The 16,377-nt window shown below is 68.0% G+C and carries 14 protein-coding genes; 1 reads left to right on the top strand and 13 read right to left on the bottom strand.

The genetic code is table 11. The features are described from left to right. Positions 1 to 3: 3 nt before the first annotated feature. From smc to G9373_RS00675, 4 genes are read right to left on the bottom strand one after another with little or no spacing between them, the layout of a single operon-like run. Entirely contained in the window at positions 4 to 3,609 is a 3,606-nt protein-coding gene (gene smc / locus G9373_RS00690; protein WP_133986540.1) for a chromosome segregation protein SMC, read from the bottom strand. A gap of 22 nt (positions 3,610 to 3,631) precedes the next feature. Continuing rightward, positions 3,632 to 3,901: an acylphosphatase gene (locus G9373_RS00685; RefSeq protein ID WP_011598391.1), complete on the bottom strand. Its 270-nt coding sequence runs from the start codon at positions 3,899 to 3,901 to the stop codon at positions 3,632 to 3,634. A 5-nt stretch (positions 3,902 to 3,906) separates the two neighbouring features. Continuing rightward, complete coding sequence (locus tag G9373_RS00680; protein ID WP_081276545.1) at positions 3,907 to 4,836, bottom strand: hypothetical protein; 930 nt, start codon at positions 4,834 to 4,836, stop codon at positions 3,907 to 3,909. Then, positions 4,836 to 5,276: an OsmC family protein gene (locus G9373_RS00675; protein ID WP_005240454.1), complete on the bottom strand. Its 441-nt coding sequence runs from the start codon at positions 5,274 to 5,276 to the stop codon at positions 4,836 to 4,838. Before G9373_RS00675 ends, G9373_RS00680 begins: the two co-directional genes overlap by 1 nt. Positions 5,277 to 5,423: 147 nt before the next feature. Between G9373_RS00675 and G9373_RS00670 the strand changes: the two genes are divergently transcribed. Continuing rightward, positions 5,424 to 6,128, top strand: a complete 705-nt coding sequence (locus tag G9373_RS00670) for a pyridoxamine 5'-phosphate oxidase family protein (protein ID WP_133986539.1) — start codon at positions 5,424 to 5,426, stop codon at positions 6,126 to 6,128. Here G9373_RS00670 and mutM read toward each other — a convergent pair. The 9 genes from mutM to recG all read right to left on the bottom strand — a co-directional run bounded on the left by mutM (position 6,070) and on the right by recG (position 16,377). After that, positions 6,070 to 6,948 (bottom strand): bifunctional DNA-formamidopyrimidine glycosylase/DNA-(apurinic or apyrimidinic site) lyase, encoded by an 879-nt coding sequence (gene mutM, locus G9373_RS00665; RefSeq protein ID WP_007296873.1) that lies wholly within the window; start codon positions 6,946 to 6,948, stop codon positions 6,070 to 6,072. The two genes, G9373_RS00670 and mutM, sit on opposite strands and share 59 nt — an antisense overlap. Next, positions 6,941 to 7,699 carry a ribonuclease III gene (gene rnc / locus G9373_RS00660; protein ID WP_005566192.1) on the bottom strand — a complete coding sequence of 253 codons (759 nt, stop codon included), beginning with the start codon at positions 7,697 to 7,699 and terminating at the stop codon, positions 6,941 to 6,943. The genes mutM and rnc overlap by 8 nt, the downstream gene beginning before the upstream one ends. Before the next feature lie 19 nt (positions 7,700 to 7,718). Continuing rightward, positions 7,719 to 7,901, bottom strand: a complete 183-nt coding sequence (gene rpmF, locus G9373_RS00655) for a 50S ribosomal protein L32 (RefSeq protein ID WP_005240446.1) — start codon at positions 7,899 to 7,901, stop codon at positions 7,719 to 7,721. 2 nt (positions 7,902 to 7,903) lie between these two features. Beyond that, complete coding sequence (locus G9373_RS00650; RefSeq protein WP_005259408.1) at positions 7,904 to 8,464, bottom strand: DUF177 domain-containing protein; 561 nt, start codon at positions 8,462 to 8,464, stop codon at positions 7,904 to 7,906. 158 nt (positions 8,465 to 8,622) lie between these two features. Next, positions 8,623 to 9,396, bottom strand: a complete 774-nt coding sequence (locus G9373_RS00645) for a DivIVA domain-containing protein (RefSeq protein ID WP_005566190.1) — start codon at positions 9,394 to 9,396, stop codon at positions 8,623 to 8,625. A 108-nt stretch (positions 9,397 to 9,504) separates the two neighbouring features. After that, the gene (gene coaD, locus G9373_RS00640; protein WP_005240440.1) at positions 9,505 to 9,999 is read right to left on the bottom strand and encodes a pantetheine-phosphate adenylyltransferase; all 495 of its coding nucleotides are present in this window, start codon (positions 9,997 to 9,999) and stop codon (positions 9,505 to 9,507) included. Continuing rightward, complete coding sequence (gene rsmD / locus G9373_RS00635) at positions 9,996 to 10,562, bottom strand: 16S rRNA (guanine(966)-N(2))-methyltransferase RsmD (protein WP_133986538.1); 567 nt, start codon at positions 10,560 to 10,562, stop codon at positions 9,996 to 9,998. The genes coaD and rsmD overlap by 4 nt, the downstream gene beginning before the upstream one ends. After that, positions 10,559 to 13,963 (bottom strand): pyruvate carboxylase, encoded by a 3,405-nt coding sequence (locus G9373_RS00630; RefSeq protein WP_005259420.1) that lies wholly within the window; start codon positions 13,961 to 13,963, stop codon positions 10,559 to 10,561. Before G9373_RS00630 ends, rsmD begins: the two co-directional genes overlap by 4 nt. Positions 13,964 to 14,118: 155 nt before the next feature. Continuing rightward, entirely contained in the window at positions 14,119 to 16,377 is a 2,259-nt protein-coding gene (gene recG, locus G9373_RS00625) for an ATP-dependent DNA helicase RecG (protein WP_133986537.1), read from the bottom strand.

Genomic DNA, 16,377 nt, shown 5'->3' with positions numbered 1-16,377 from the left:
AAATCAGGCGTCCGCGGCCGCCATGTCCTGGCCACGGAGCCGCTGGGAGATGACGGTGGTGATGCCGTCGCCGCGCATGCTGACGCCGTAGAGCGCGTCGGCCACCTCCATCGTCGGCTTCTGGTGGGTGATGACGATCAGCTGCGACTTCTCCCGCAACTGCTCGAACAACCCGATGAGACGACGCAGGTTCGTGTCGTCCAGCGCGGCCTCCACCTCGTCCATCACATAGAAAGGGGACGGCCTGGCCCGGAAGATCGCCACGAGCATCGCCACCGCCGTCAAAGACTTCTCGCCACCGGACAGCAGCGACAGCCGCTTGACCTTCTTGCCGGGCGGGCGGGCCTCCACCTCGATTCCGGTGGTCAGCATGTTCGACGGGTCGGTGAGCACCAGCCTGCCCTCACCACCGGGGAACAGCTTCGCGAACACTTGCACGAATTCGCGTTCGACGTCCGAATAGGCCTCGGTGAACACCTGCAGGATGCGGGCATCGACGTCGGCCACCACACCGAGGAGATCCTTGCGGGCGGTCTTCACGTCCTCGAGTTGAGTCGAGAGGAAGTTGTAGCGCTCCTCGAGTGCGGCGAACTCCTCGAGTGCCAGGGGGTTGACCTTGCCGAGCGTCGCCAGGTCCTTCTCGGCACGTTTCGCGCGACGTTCCTGCGTGGCGCGGTCGTACGGAATCGGTGCGGGCATCGTGACCTGCTCGCCGCGCTCTTTCGCCTGCTCGTACTCCTCCATCTCGAGTGCGGACGGCGGCAGCGCGACATCGGGGCCGTATTCGGCGATCAGATCGTCCAGGCCGATCCCGTGCTGTTCGAGGATCGCCTCCTCGAGCTGCTCGATGCGCAGCGCGGCCTGGGCGCGAGCCACCTCGTCGCGGTGCACGGCATCGGTGAGCGACGCCAGCTGTCCGGTCAGCTGACGCACCCTTTCCTTCACCTGTTCGAGTTGGGTCGTCCGCTCGGTGCGCGCCCGGGCGAGTTCGTCACGGTGCGCCATCGCGGCGTCGACGACGTCACCGAGGTGCTCGGCGACCCGCTGTCCCGACTCGGCGACCGCCGCCGCGACGGCGGCCGCGTTCTGGCGGGCCTTCATCACGCGTTCGGCGCGGGCGCGCGCGTCGCGTTCCACCTGTGCGGCGCGGCGCAGGGAGTCGGCCTTGCCGCGCACCGACTCGGCGCGCTCCTCGGCCGTGCGCACGGACAGCCGGGCTTCCACTTCCACGGCCCGCACTTCGGCCAGTGCGGCGGCCGCCATTTCACGATCGATGCTCGTCGTGTCGGAACCGCCCGTGTCGGCGCCGGCGGGCGACCCGTCCTGTTCCGCCAGGCGCAGCCGTTCCTCGAGTTCGGCGAGCGCGGTCAGTGTGTCCTCGCGGCCGCTCTCGGCCTTGTCGCGCTGCGCCATGAGCCGATCGGATTCTGCGTGCGCGGCCCGCGCGGCCTGGCCGAGGCGGCCGAGGCGCTCGTAGATGGCGGACATCGCGGCGTCGGACTCGTTCAGCGCGGCCAGTGCCTGCTCGGCGTTCTCCTGGCGGTCGGCCTGTTCCGCGACCGCGCCGGACAGTGCCGCGGACAGTTCCTCGGCGCGACGTTCGGCGCGGGCGAGATCCTGCACCGAGTTGTCGATGGCGGCCTGGACCTCGAGGGTGCTCGGCTGACGGTCCGATCCGCCGCTCATCCAGCCCGCTCCGAGGAGATCTCCGTCGCGGGTGACGGCGCGCACGTCGGGCCTGCGCCGGACGGTTTCGACGGCGTCGTCGAGGGAATCGACCACGACCACTCCAGCCAGGAGCGCCGCGAGTCCGGTCCGCAGTTCGGCAGGGCAGTCGATGACGTCGACGGCCCACCGGGCGCCGGAGTCCAGGTGTCCGCCGTTCGGCGCCGCCAGATCGGTTCCGATGACCAGGGACGCCCGACCGCTGTCCGTCTCCTTCAGCGCACCGACTGCGCTACGGGCGGCGTCGAGGGATTCGGCGACGACGGCGTCGGCGGCGGGGCCCATGGCGGCCGCGACGGCGCCCTCGTACCCCTTCTCGACGGTGATGAGGCCACCGATCGGTCCGCGGATGCCGTGTTCGCCGCGATTCTCGACGAGCCAGCCGGCGCCGTCCTTGCGTTCGAGGCCCATCGACAGTGCGTCGATCCGGGCACGCAGGGATGCCACTTCCTGCCCGGCTGCGCGCTCCTCGGCCTGGAGTTCGGTGACGCGTTCGGTGATCAGGCGCAGTGCCTCGACGGCACGCTCGTGGTGGGAATCCAGTCCGAGCTCGCCGGCGTCGAGGTCACCGATCTCGTCCTGGACGACCTCGAACTCTGACTGTGCCGCGTCGCCGCGCTGGCGGGCCTCCTCGATCGCGACGGTCAGCCGGGACACTTCGGCGTCGACGGAGTCGGCGCGGGTGCGCAGCGTGTCGACCTGGCCGGACAGCCGGGCCAGGCCTTCACGGCGGTCGGCGATCGCCCGGACCGCTGCCATGTGGGCTCGTTCCGCCTCGGCGGCGGTCTCCTCCCCCAGTGCCAGCTGCTCCTTGGCCGCGTCCAGCGCCGCGCGCGCCATCTCGACGGCTTCGACGAGCTCCATTTCCTCCGCGGCGATCCGGTCGGCGCGGGCCTCCATCTCGTCGGGATCCTGACCGCGGTTCGCGGAGGGCTCGGCGTCGAGGTGACGCGCCCGCTCGCGGGCGATGCGGATGGTCGCGTTGACGCGCTCGGCGAGTGCCGACAGCTGGAACCAGGTCTGCGCGGCCGCTTCCGCACCCGGTGTGAGCCTCGACAGTTCCTGTTCGTGCCGTCCCAGCTCGAGATTGGCTTCGTCGAGTGCCTCGGTGACCTGGTCGTGCTGCTCTCGCGCGATCTTCTCGTCCTGAGCCTGGCTGGCCAGGTCCTCGCGTCGCGTGACCAGGTCGTCCGCGGCGAGCCGCAGCTTCGCGTCGCGGAGGTCGGCCTGCACGGTCTGGGCGCGGCGTGCCACCTCGGCCTGCCGTCCGAGTGGTTTGAGCTGGCGCCGCAGTTCCGCCGTGAGGTCGTTCAGGCGCGCCAGGTTGGCCTGCATCGCGTCGAGTTTGCGGACCGCCTTTTCCTTGCGTTTGCGGTGCTTGAGGACACCGGCTGCTTCCTCGATGAACGCGCGCCGGTCCTCCGGACGGGATTCGAGGATGGCGGCGAGGCGACCCTGACCGACGATCACGTGCATCTCCCGGCCGATGCCGGAGTCGCTGAGCAGTTCCTGCACGTCCATCAGCCGGCACGAGCTGCCGTTGATCTCGTATTCGCCGGCTCCGTCGCGGAACATGCGCCGGGTGATCGACACCTCGGAGTAGTCGATCGGCAGGGCGCCGTCGGAGTTGTCGATGGTCAGCGTGACCTCGGCGCGTCCGAGGGGCGCCCGCCCGGCGGTGCCGGCGAAGATGACGTCTTCCATCTTGCCGCCGCGCAGCGCCTTCGCCCCCTGCTCGCCCATCACCCAGGTGAGCGCGTCGACGACGTTGGACTTACCCGACCCGTTGGGCCCCACGACACAGGTGATTCCCGGCTCGAATCGCAGAGTCGTTGCGGACGCAAAGGATTTGAATCCCTTCAGCGTCAGACTCTTCAGATGCATGACGGAGAACTTTACCTGCGGTTCACCGTTCCACGAACCCGGTGAGGTCGCCGCGGGCGGAATCCCATTGCTCCACGACGAGATCCACCGCGCCCGGCGTGTCTCCCGACCGCAGCAGCGTCAGGAGGGTCTCCAGCTTGTCGCGAGGCCCCTCGGCGATGACGAGCACGCGGCCGTCCTTCTGGTTGGCCGCGTATCCGACGAGGCCGAGTTCCAGCGCGCGGGCGCGGGTCCACCACCGGAATCCCACACCCTGCACGAATCCGTGCACCCACGCGGTCATTCTCTCCATGTCCGTCACGACCGTTCGAGTTTGTAGATCTTCCCGGTGAAGCTGGTGGCGTAGAGCGCGTCCGGATCCCAGCCCGGCCCGGCGCCGAACCGCACCGACGACACCAGCGGCAGCCCGGACGCGAGGGCGCAGCTCTCCCCCGTCGTGGGATCGACCCGCACCACTTTGCCGCCGCCGTTGTAGGCGACGTAGACGATGCCGTCCGGTCCGACGGTGAGATCGTCGGCCGCGTTGAGGGGCCCGGAGCCGGGCAGTTCGACCGACACGACGGGACCGCTCAGGTCGTCTTCGCGGAGGATGCGCAGCGTGGTGGTCGTGTCGAACGTCGTCACCGTGTAGACGTTGCCGTCGTGCGCGGCGAGACCGTCGACCGTTCCCAGATCGGTGCGCACGACCTCCGGTGTATGGGGATCCGCGGCGGGGACGCGGGTCAGCCCCGCCCCGGAGCCCAGATTCCGGGCGGTGAGAATGTCTCCGTTACTCAGCCGGACCAGCCCGTTCGGCATGACCAGCCCCTCGGCCACGGTTCGTCTGTCACTCGTGGCGAGGTTCACGACGTCGACCGTGCCGTTCGCCGAGCCCGTGACCCCGGCGGCGAAGGAGTTCCCCGTGGCGAAGTACGCGTCGGCACCGTCCACGGCGATTCCGCCGGGCGACTCGACCTCGGGCACGATCGGGGTGACGGTGCCGTCGGGGGCGACCCCGTCGAGGGCTCCGCCGCCGACCAGGCCTGTTCGCGACACCAGCATGGTGCCCGCCCCGTCGAAGGCCAGGTTCTCGAGAACCCCCGCCCCGGACGCCACCTCCGACACCGACCACGGGGTGCACGCGCCGCCGGGCGGCGAGAACGCGGGCCCAGCGGCCGCGGGCGCGACCACGAGCAGACCCGCGCAGAGCGCCGCCCCGCCCGCGAGCGCGGCCAGCTCACGCCGCATCATGCTTCTCTCTCGACGGTCAGCGTCACTTTCGTCCCGGCCTTCAGCGTCCGCCCGACCGTGCAGACCTTGTCCACCGACCGTTCCACGAGCGCCACCAGACGCTCCTGCGCATCGGCGTCGAGTTCGCTGAGGTCCAGCTCCATGACCTCGTCCAGCTGCGGGTACACCTCGTTCTCCCGGTCCGCGGCACCGGACACCCGGATGGTGGCGTCGTAGTTGTCGCCCAGCCGCCGCGACAGCGGGAAGTCCGAGCTCATTCCGCTGCACGCGGCGAGTGCGATCTTCAGGAGTTCCCCGGGGGTGAACACGCCCTCCACGCCCTCGGAGCCGATCAGGACCTCGGCGCCGCGCGAGCTGCGGCCGGTGTACCGCCGGGTGCCCGTTCGCTCGACCCACAGTGAGGTGGGCGCCGTCGTGTCGGAAGTCTGTTCTGCCATGCGCTCAATCCTGCCACCGATCGACGCACCACCAGGTAGGTGGGTGGGCGGCAGTGGTTTCCGCGCAATTGTGAACGAGGATTCTCAGCAGAGGGAACCGGTGGGCCGTAGGGTGAACCGACCAATGACGCCGAGACGTAGCGGGGAATGCAGATGGGCCAGATCGGTAGTGCGGGAGAGCGCCAGCTTCAGTCCGAGTACGGGACCGAGGATCGTGCCGTCAAGTTCTACGCGGATCAGATGCTGGACCATCTCAATCCGACGATGATCGAGTTCATCGGACGCCAGGAGATCGCCTTCATCGCCACCGCCGACGCGTCCGGCGAATGCGACAACAGTCTGCGCGCCGGGACACCGGGATTCATGCACGTCATCGACTCGAAGACCCTCGCGTACCCGGAGTACCGCGGCAACGGCGTGATGGCGAGCCTCGGCAACATCCGGGAAAACCCGCACGTCGGAATCATTCTCGTGGACTTCGTGCAGGACCTCATCGGACTGCACGTGAACGGTTCGGCCCGGATCGTCGAAGACCCGGTCCTCCGCTCCGACATCGCGGATCTGCCTGCGGACCACACGAACGGCCGGATCCCGGAACGCTGGGTGGTGGTGGAGGTGGAGGAGGCATACATCCACTGCCGAAAGCACATTCCGAGAATGGCACCGGTCCCCCGCCACCGCGAATGGGGCACCGACGACGTGAAACGCAAGGGCGGCGACTACTTCGACGCCAAGGCGACACCGCGCCACGACACCGACGGACAGTTCGCCGACGAGCCCGTGACCGCCGAACTCACACAGACGATTTCGCCGGGCTTCTCCGTGGGGCCGGCTGGCACTTCGGGCAACTGAACGACGAGCGGTTCATGAATTTCTCCCGCCGGATCGCGGTGCCGCACCGCGGGCACGGGCGATCCTCCTGACCGTAGGCGGACAGCGAACGGTCGAAATAGCCCGACTCGCCGTTGACGTTCACGTAGAGCGCGTCGAAGGACGTGCCGCCCTGCGTGAGTGCCTCACGCATGACCTCCCGGGCGGCCGTGAGCAGTTCACGGACCTTGGGACCACTCACCCTGTCGGTGAGCCGATTTCCGTGGATCTGTGCGCGCCACAGCGCCTCGTCCGCGTAGATGTTGCCGATGCCTGAGACGACGGTCTGGTCGAGAAGCGCACGCTTGATCTCGGTGTGCTTGCCGCGCACGACCTTCACGGTCGCCGCGAGGTCGAACCGCGGATCCAGTGGGTCACGGGCGATGTGCGCCACCGAGTCCGGCACGAGCGAGCCGTCGACGTCGACGAGCGGTGCCAGCGCCCAGCCCCCGAACGTCCGCTGGTCGACGAACCGGAGGTCGAGACCGGAATCGAGCCGGGCACGGATGCGCAGATGCTTCTCGGTCGGCAATTCTGGTGGCTGCACGAGCATTTGACCACTCATGCCGAGATGCACCACGAGAGCGACCGTGCTGGGTTCGAGGACCAGCCACAGATACTTTCCACGACGGTCGGCGCTCGCGATGCGTTCGCCGGTGAGCTGTCCGGCGAGGTCTGCGGCGCCGGGCAGATGACGCCGGATCGCCCGCGGGTGCAGGATGTCGACGGAATCGATCGACGCCCCCACGATATGGCGTTCGAGTCCGCGCCGGACCACCTCGACTTCGGGCAGTTCAGGCACTGACGTCGTCGGCCGCTACGTCGGGGCCTGCGTCGGACAACGCATTCCACGCCGTGCTCGCAGCCTTCTGCTCGGCCTCTTTCTTGGAGCGGCCGATACCGACGCCGAGGGGCTTGCCGCCGACGATCACGGTGGCGGTGAATTCCTTGTCGTGGTCCGGGCCGGTCGCGGTGATCTCGTACGCCGGGACGCCGACGCCACGCTCCGCGGTCAACTCCTGCAGACTCGTCTTCCAGTCCAGACCCGCACCGAGACGGGGGGCCCGCTGGAGGAGGTCGCTGAAGAGGTCGAGTACGACGCGTCGCGCCGTATCGATGCCGTGCTCGAGGTGGATGGCGCCGAGAATCGACTCCATGCCATCGGCCAGGATGCTCGGCTTGTCACGGCCACCGGTCATCTCCTCGCCCTTACCGAGCAGGAGATGGGCACCGAGGCCGCCCTCACCGAGACTGCGGGCCACCTCCGCGAGCGCGTGCATGTTGACGATGCTCGCCCGGATCTTCGCGAGGTCGCCCTCGGACTTGTCCGGATGCGCAAGGTAGAGCTTCTCGGTGACGGTGACTCCGAGCACGGAGTCGCCGAGAAATTCGAGACGCTCGTTGGTGGGCAGACCACCGTTCTCGTACGCATACGAGCGGTGCGTCAACGCCAAGGTGAGCAGCGAAGGCTCGATTTCTACGCCGAGGGCGGCGAGGAGGGAAGCATGATCCTCCTCGCCGCCGGCGGGTGTATTACTGATGTCGCTCGTCACAACGCCTCTCCGCGGAGAACTAGACGGCGGCAGTGACCTGGCGGCCCTTGTATGTGCCACACGACGGGCACGCGACGTGGGGCAGCGTCTTCTCGCCGCAGCCACGGTTGGGGCAGGTGACGAGAGTAGGCACAGTGGTCTTCCACTGGCTGCGACGCGACCTCGTGTTGGATCGCGACATTCTGCGCTTGGGGACAGCCACTTCTACTTCTCCTCGGCTTCGGTGTTCACAAGATTCTTGCTGGGTTCTGATTCCACGCCAAATTTGGCTGCAAGACCAGCCCAGCGAGGATCAAGTATGTCATGCCCATGGCCAGATTCGGCAATCGCCAGGCGAACGCCACATTCTGGGCACAATCCTTGGCAGTCGTCACTGCAGAGCGGCTGCAATGGCAGTGCGAGGCCGACGGCATCGATCACGACGGGTTCGAGATCGATCTCGTCGTCCACGACGTGATAGACCTCCCCCTCCTCCGTGGTCTCTTCCGTAGTGCTGTCCGGGTATGCGAACAGCTCCGTGAGAGTCAGGTCCACCGTGTCGGAGAACGGCTCGAGACATCTCGAGCACTCCCCCACGGTGTCGGCTCGCAACGAACCGGTGACCAGGACCCCCTCGGATACGGCCTCCAATCGGAGATCGAGATCGATCTCCGATCCTTCCTCGATGGCGATCAGGTCGAGACCGATGCGCTGTGGCGCCGTCACCACCCGTTCCACGGTGCGCATCGAACCGGGACGACGGCCGAGTTTGACCGTGTCCAGCACGAAGTCCGCGTCCCGTCGGGAACGCGATGAGCTGTGGCGATGGGATGACAACAAACTTCACTTTCGAGAAAAGGGAAACGACAAAGGGCAACCACTCCACGATACGCAATCTGCGCGGTGGAGCCAAATTCGATCGAGTGCGGCGACCCGACCGTCGCTCAGCGGCGACGCTCGGCGCGGCGGTCGTCGACGTCGTAGTCCGAGGCGTAGTCGGGAACACCCGAACCGGTCCGCAACTGCTGACGTCCCCGGCCGACGGACCGGACGGTGCCGTTCAGGAAGTCCTCGAATTCCGCGAGCTTCGTGTCGACGTACAGATCGCAGTCCGAGCGGAGACGATCGGATTCGGCGTGCGCGGAGTCGATCACCCGGGCAGACTCGGCGTGCGCCTCCTGGACGACCTCCGTCTGCGAGACGAGGCGCGCCTGCTCCGCCGTGCCCTCCGCAACGGACCTCTCGTACGATGCCTTGCCCGACTCGATCATGCGATCTGCCTCGGCCCGCGCTCGACCCGTGAGTGCGTCGTACTCGCGCTGGCCTTCCGCGACCGAGGACTCGGCCTCGGCGCGCGCGTCGGTGACCAACTGCTCGGCGTGCGCGCGGGCCTCGGCGACCATCCGGTCGGCCTGCGCCTTCGCGTCCGCCAGAATGCGGTCGGCGTCGTCTCGCGCGTTCTCGATGGTGGAGTTCGCCTCGGCGTTGGCGCTGGAGATCGTCTTCTCCGCGTTGGACCGCGCGTCCCCCACCAGTTTGTCCTTGTGGTCCAGGACGTCCTGGGCGTCGTCGAGTTCACCGGGAATCGCATCGCGCACGTCGTCGAGCAGTTCGAGGACGTCACCGCGTGGAACCACGCAGCCGGCGGTCATCGGTACGCCGCGTGCCTCTTCGACAATCGCGACAAGTTCGTCGAGCGCCTCGAATACCCGGTACACAAGCAACCCCAATCATCCATGACCCTCAGCAGGTCGGCGCAGCCTTCTCCGTGCAAGTCTGCCCGACCGGACGCCGAGGGTGTGACGTGGCAGCCGGTGTGTCGGGTATCAGCTGCTCTCGGCGGCGCGCTCGGCGATCCTCGCGAGAAGACGGGCGTGGACCTTCTCAGGCAGCATGTCGGAGACGTCGCCACCGAACGTGGCCACTTCCTTCACGAGCGAACTCGACAGGTAGCTGTACGTGGGATTGGTCGGGATGAAGAGGGTGTCGACACCACTGAGCTTCTGGTTCATCTGCGCCATCTGCAGCTCGTAGTCGAAGTCGTTGGCGCCGCGCAGGCCCTTGACGATCGCTGTGATCCCTTGCTGCTTGGCGTAATCCACCAGCAGGCCGTGCCAGGACGAGACCCGCACGTTGGGCAGCTCACTGGTCGAGTCTTCGAGCATCTCGATGCGCTCTTCGACGGTGAACAGGCCACGCTTGCTCTTGTTGACCATGACCGTCACGATGACCTCGTCGAACTGCGCGGCAGCTCTGCCGATCACGTCAAGGTGGCCATTGGTCACGGGGTCGAAGGATCCGGGGCAGACAGCGCCAGTCATGAGTCCAGACCGTAGCAGGTCGCCAATTCGATTCTCGCCTCGCCGTACTTCTTCGCCTTGACGGGTGCGAAGCCTTCGGGCCAGGCCGTCTCGGGTGACCTCGACGACCGCTCGAGCACCACGATCGAGCCGTCGCCGACCCAGCCGTTGACCCGCAGGTGGCCGAGCACCGTCTGCACCGCCTGGTCGTCGACGGCGTACGGCGGATCCGCCATCACCAGGTCGTACGGCCGGTCGGCGGCGCCCGCGAGCACCGCCGCCACCGGAGCGCCGCGGACTTCCGCGCCCGGTAGACCGACGGTGCTCACGTTGTGTTTGATGATGCCCGCCGCTTTCGCGTCGGACTCGACGAGGACGACGCGGTCCGCACCCCGGGAGAGCGCTTCCAGGCCGAGCGCCCCCGATCCCGCGTAGAGATCGAGGACGGACGCGCCCTCGAGGTCCATCCGGCTGTGCAGTGCGCTGAACAATGCCTCGCGGACCCGGTCCGAAGTGGGCCGGGTCCCGCTCGGCGGGACCCGCAGGCGTCGACCGCCCGCGAGCCCCGCGATGATCCGAGTCACTCGCTCGCGGACTCCCCTGTCGCCACGACGGCGAGCAGGTCGCCGCCCTCCACCTGCTGGACCGATCCGATGGCCAGCCGGGAGACCGTGCCACTCCGCGGGGCGGTGATGGCCGCTTCCATCTTCATGGCCTCGATGGTCGCGATCGTGTCGCCCGCGGAGATGTGCTGGCCCTCGGTCACGGCGAGGGTCACCACACCGGCGAACGGCGCCGGCACGTGGCCGGGGTTGTTCTTGTCCGCCTTCTCCGCGGCGGGCATCTCACTGGAGATGGACCGGTCGCGCACCGACACCGGACGCAGCTGCCCGTTGAGGATGCACATGACGGTGCGGTATCCCCGCTCGTCGGGTTCGGAGATGGCCTCGAGCCCGATGATCAGCTCGACACCCTGCGCGAGGCGGACCCGGTGCTCGTCGCCGCGGCGCAGGCCGTAGAAGAACTGGTTGGCCGAGAGCTGCGACGTGTCGCCGTACTTGTCGCGGTGCTCGAGGAATTCCTTCGTAGGGCCGGGGAACAGCAGCCGGTTGAGCGTCGCGCGGCGTTCCGCGGACGTGCCGGAGAGGGCCTTCTCGTCCTCCGCGGACAGCGGCACCTCGGGCTTCGCTTCGCCGCGGCCTTCGAGTGCCCGGGTGCGGAACGGTTCGGGCCAGCCACCGGGCGGGGTGCCCAGTTCGCCGCGCAGGAATCCGACCACCGAGTCGGGGATGTCGAACTTCGCCGGGTTGTCCTTGAATTCCTCGGTGGAGGCACCGGATCCGACGAGGTGCAGGGCGAGGTCGCCGACGACCTTCGACGACGGGGTGACCTTCACGAGGCGGCCGAGCATGCGGTCGGCGGCCGCGTACTTGGCCTCGACCTCCTCGAACTTGTCGCCGAGACCGAGGGCCACGGCCTGGGTGCGCAGGTTCGACAGCTGACCGCCCGGGATCTCGTGCGTGTAGACGCGTCCGGTCGGGGCCGGCAGCCCCGACTCGAAGGGCTTGTAGACCTTGCGCAGCGCCTCCCAGTACGGCTCGAGGTCGCACACGGCCTGCAGGTCCAGGCCGGTGTCGTACTCCGAATGCGCGGCGGCCGCCACGATCGCCGACAACGCCGGCTGACTGGTGGTGCCCGCCAGCGCGGCCGAGGCCCCGTCGACCGCGTCCGCGCCTGCCTGCCACGCGGCCAGGTAGGTCGCGAGCTGACCACCCGGGGTGTCGTGGGTGTGCACGTGCACGGGCAGGTCGAAGTTCTTGCGCAGCGCCGTCACCAGGGTGGTGGCGGCCGGGGCGCGAAGCAGTCCGGCCATGTCCTTGATCGCGATGACGTGCGCACCGGCCTCGACGATTTCCTCCGCCAGGCGCAGGTAGTAGTCGAGGGTGTACAGGTTCTCGTTCGGGTTCGACAGGTCGCCCGTGTACGACAGCGCGACCTCGGCGAGCGCGGTGCCGGTCTCGCGGACGGCGTCGATGGCCGGCCGCATCTGGTCGACGTTGTTGAGGGCGTCGAAGATGCGGAAGATGTCGATGCCGCTGTTCGTGGCTTCCTCGACGAACGCCCGCGTCACCTTCTCCGGGTACGGGGTGTACCCGACGGTGTTCCGGCCACGCAGCAGCATCTGCAGGCAGATGTTCGGCACGGCCTCACGCAGCGCCGACAGCCGGTACCAGGGATCCTCGTGCAGGAACCGCAGAGCCACGTCGTAGGTGGCACCACCCCAGGCCTCGATGGAGAGCAGTTCCGGGGTCAGCCGGGCGACGTGTCCGGCGACGTCGAGCAGACCGCTGGTGCGCACGCGGGTCGCGAGCAGCGACTGGTGTGCGTCGCGGAACGTGGTCTCCGTGACGGCGAGGGCCTTCTGCTCCCGCAGTGCCTTGGCGAATCCTTCCGGGCCGAGGGCGAGGAGCTTCTGGCGACTGCCGTCCGGCGGCGGGGTGGACAGGTCGATCTGGGGCAGCTTGTCGCGCGGGTACACAGCCGACGGCCGCTCGCCGTGCGGCTTGTTGACGGTCACGTCGGCGAGGTAGGTGAGGATTTTGGTGCCACGGTCCGCGGAGCTGCGCAGCGTGAGCAGCTGGGGGCGCTCCTCGATGAAGGACGTGGTGACCCGGCCGGCCTTGAAATCGGGGTCGTCGAGCACCGCCTGCAGGAACGGGATGTTCGTCGACACGCCGCGGATGCGGAACTCGGTGACCGCGCGGCGGGCCCGGGCGACGGCGGTTTCGAAGTCGCGGCCGCGGCAGGTGAGCTTGACGAGCATCGAATCGAAGTACGCGGAGACCTCTGCGCCGACCGACGTTCCGCCGTCGAGGCGGATACCGGCACCACCCGGGGTGCGGTAGCCGGTGATCCGACCGGTGTCCGGGCGGAACCCGTTGGCAGGGTCTTCGGTGGTGATGCGGCACTGCAGGGCCGCACCGCGCAGCGTGATCTTGTCCTGGCTCAGGCCCAGATCCGCGAGGGTCTCCCCCGACGCGATCCGCAACTGCGATTGCACGAGGTCGACGTCCGTGACCTCTTCGGTGACGGTGTGCTCGACCTGGATGCGGGGGTTCATCTCGATGAAGACGTGGTTGCCGCGGGTGTCGAGGAGGAATTCGACGGTGCCGGCACAGGAGTAGTTGATCTCCTTCGCGAACGCGACGGCGTCCGCGCAGATCTTCGCCCGCAGCTCTTCCGAAAGGTTCGGGGCAGGCGCGAGCTCGATCACCTTCTGGTGACGGCGCTGCAGCGAGCAGTCGCGCTCGAACAGGTGGATGACGTTGCCCTGACCGTCGGCCAGGATCTGGACCTCGATGTGACGCGGGTCGACGACGGCCTGCTCGAGGAACACCGTCGGGTCGCCGAACGCCGACTCGGCCTCACGCGCGGCGGCCTCGATGGACTCCTTGAGCTGAGCCCGCTCGGCGACGCGCCGCATGCCGCGGCCACCGCCGCCGGCGACGGCCTTCACGAACAGCGGGAACTGCATGGTCTCGGCCGCGGCCAGCAACTCGTCCACATCGGCGGACGGCTCCGACGACGCCAGCACCGGCAGACCGGCGGCCTTCGCCGCGGCGATCGCGCGCGCCTTGTTGCCGGTGAGCTCGAGTACCTCGGCGGACGGACCCACGAACGTGATGCCCGCCTCGGCGCACGCGGCGGCGAGATCCGGGTTCTCGGAAAGGAAGCCGTAGCCGGGGTAGATGGCGTCGGCGCCTGCCTGCTTGGCCGCGGAGACGATCTCGTCGACGGAGAGGTACGCCCGAACCGGGTGTCCCTCCTCGCCGATCTGATAACTCTCATCAGCCTTCAGACGGTGGATCGAGTTCCGATCCTCGTACGGGAACACCGCGACCGTTCCAGCACCTAGTTCGTAGGCGGCACGGAAAGCGCGGATCGCAATTTCGCCACGGTTGGCGACCAGGACTTTGGAGAACATTGGAGCAAACTACCCCGCCGTCGACGGCCGCGGATAAATGGCATCCCACATTTCAGGATCCTCCACAAACTTCACAAAGACCCCCCTGACGTGTGCGAATTCTGCAACAGACCCGAAACAGACGAGCAAAGATTTACGTGAAGCGAAGTAAGTTCTCACGTTTTCTCCAGATATTCGATGCGGTCCGCGTCGAGCGCCGACGTCACCATCGCCGACAGTCCGGGATGGTTCTCGAGGCGCGGGTCGTCTGCGATCACCGAACGCGCGAACTCGGACGCCGCGGCGATGACGTCCTCGTGGCCGAGCAGCGACAACAGCCGCAACGTGGACGTCGTGCCCGACTGCGCCGCACCGAGAATGTCGCCCTCGCGGCGCGTGGCGAGGTCGAGTTGCGCGAGTTCGAAGCCGTCGTTGGTCGACGCCACGCTCGACAATCGCTCGTAGGCGGGACCGCCCGGATTCATCTTCGTGACGAGAATGCACAGGCCCTGGTGTTTGCCACGGCCGACGCGTCCGCGCAGCTGGTGCAGCTGACTCACACCGAAACGGTCCGCGTCGACGATCACCATGATCGTCGCGTTCGGGACGTCGACACCGACCTCCACGACCGTGGTGCACACGAGGACGTCGATGTCGCCGGCCGTGAAGTCGCGCATCACCGCGTCCTTCTCGTCCGCGGGAAGCCGGCCGTGCAGCAGACCCACCCGCAGGTCCGGCATGACGCTGCCGCTCAACTCCTCGAACACCTCGACGGCGGACTTCGTCTCGGGCGCTTTCTCGTCGAACGCGTCTTCACCGTCGCCCTTCTCGCCGTCGCCGATGCGCGAGCACACGACGTACGCCTGCCGCCCCTCGGCCACGTCCTCGCGGATCCGTTCCCACGCGCGCGCGACCCACTGCGGCTTCTGCGACGCGGGTACCACACTGCTCTTGATCGGTGACCGCCCCTTCGGCAGCTGGCGCAGCGTCGACACCTCGAGATCGCCGAGCACCGTCATCGCGATGGTGCGGGGAATCGGCGTCGCCGTCATCACCAGCAGATGCGGGCTCAGGCCCTCCCGCGCCCTCGACCGCAGCCGGTCGCGCTGCTCGACACCGAACCGGTGCTGCTCGTCGACCACCACCATCCCGAGATTGAAGAATTCGACGTTGTCCTGGATCAGGGCGTGCGTGCCGATGACGATCCCGGCGTCGCCGGTGATCGCCTCGTTCAGAGCCGTGCGTTTGGCTGCGACCGGCATCGACCCCGTCAGCAGCGCCACCCGTGTGGCCTTCTCGTGCGCCCCGAGCTCCCCCGCGGTCGCGAGGGGGCCGAGCATCGCCCGCAGCGACCGGGCGTGCTGCGTCGCGAGGACCTCGGTCGGCGCGAGCAGGGCGCACTGGTAGCCGGCGTCGACCACCTGGAGCATGGCGCGCAGGGCCACGATCGTCTTACCCGAACCCACCTCACCCTGCAACAGCCTGCTCATCGGGTGCGGCTGCGCCAGATCGGCCGAGATCTCGTCGGCGACCGCGTGCTGACCGTCGGTGAGCTGGAACGGAAGCATTTTCTCGAACACGTCGGCGATCCCGCCGGGCACGGGCGGGCACTCGGGCGCGACTCGCTCGGCGTTGTCGTGGCGGCGACGGGCGAGAACCAGCTGCAGCGCCGTCGCCTCGTCGAACCGCAGACGGTCGTGGGCGTTCTCCACGTCCTCGCGGGTGTCGGGCAGGTGGACCGATCGGAGGGCTTCGTCGAGACCGATCAGGTCGCGTTCGGCCCGGATGTTTTCCGGCAGGGGGTCGTCGACGTGATCGAGCTGGTCCAGGATCTGGCGGACGCACTTCATGATCGTCCAGCTCTCCACGTCCCGGGTGGCCGGATAGAGCGGGATCAGCGCCCGGCCGAACACGGACAGGTCGACCCCCGCACCGGGTTCCTGCGACGCCCGGGCGATTCCCGCGAGATCCCCGGCACCGCGGATCCTGTCGACGTTCACGACGGGGTCCTCGCTGCCGGCACGCGGCTCGGGAAGGATGAGGTAGCTCGGATGGGTGAGGCTCCACTTCTGGCGGAAGTACTTGACCGTTCCCGAGAACATCGCGCGCACACCCGGCTTGATCACGTGCTTGACCTTCTGCGGGCTGAAGAACGTGACGTCCACGTTCTGGGTGTCGGTCGACAGGACCACCTTGAGCATGCTGCCCGGCCGGTTCTTCATCTTCACGACGGCCGCGGACGTGACCCGGGCGATGATCGTGATGTGCTCGCCCTCCGGCGGGTCCTTCTCCGCGAGCTCGCGGCCCTGCGAGGCGTACCGGTGCGGGTAATGCCGCAGCAGGTCCTCGACCGTGCGGATGTCGAACGCCTCCTCGAGCGCGTCGGCGGTCTTCTTCCCCAGCAGATGATCGAGCCGGTCGGACAATGTGGCCAT

This window comes from Rhodococcus sp. A14 (assembly GCF_011603105.1).
GTDB classification, from domain to species: Bacteria; Actinomycetota; Actinomycetes; order Mycobacteriales; family Mycobacteriaceae; genus Rhodococcus_F; species Rhodococcus_F opacus.
The sequence above is the reverse complement of the archived record's forward strand: the minus strand, read 5'-3'. Positions and strand labels throughout refer to the sequence as shown.

Bases quoted from the DNA above. Each gene is read 5' to 3' on its own strand.
- G9373_RS00670 (WP_133986539.1), top strand. From the start codon at position 5,424: ATGCAGATGGGCCAGATCGGTAGTGCGGGAGAGCGCCAGCTTCAGTCC.
- recG (WP_133986537.1), bottom strand. From the start codon at position 16,377: ATGGCCACATTGTCCGACCGGCTCGATCATCTGCTGGGGAAGAAGACC.
- smc (WP_133986540.1), bottom strand. From the start codon at position 3,609: ATGCATCTGAAGAGTCTGACGCTGAAGGGATTCAAATCCTTTGCGTCC.
- G9373_RS00630 (WP_005259420.1), bottom strand. From the start codon at position 13,963: ATGTTCTCCAAAGTCCTGGTCGCCAACCGTGGCGAAATTGCGATCCGC.
- G9373_RS00675 (WP_005240454.1), bottom strand. From the start codon at position 5,276: ATGGCAGAACAGACTTCCGACACGACGGCGCCCACCTCACTGTGGGTC.
- coaD (WP_005240440.1), bottom strand. From the start codon at position 9,999: ATGACTGGCGCTGTCTGCCCCGGATCCTTCGACCCCGTGACCAATGGC.
- G9373_RS00685 (WP_011598391.1), bottom strand. From the start codon at position 3,901: ATGGAGAGAATGACCGCGTGGGTGCACGGATTCGTGCAGGGTGTGGGA.
- G9373_RS00680 (WP_081276545.1), bottom strand. From the start codon at position 4,836: ATGCGGCGTGAGCTGGCCGCGCTCGCGGGCGGGGCGGCGCTCTGCGCG.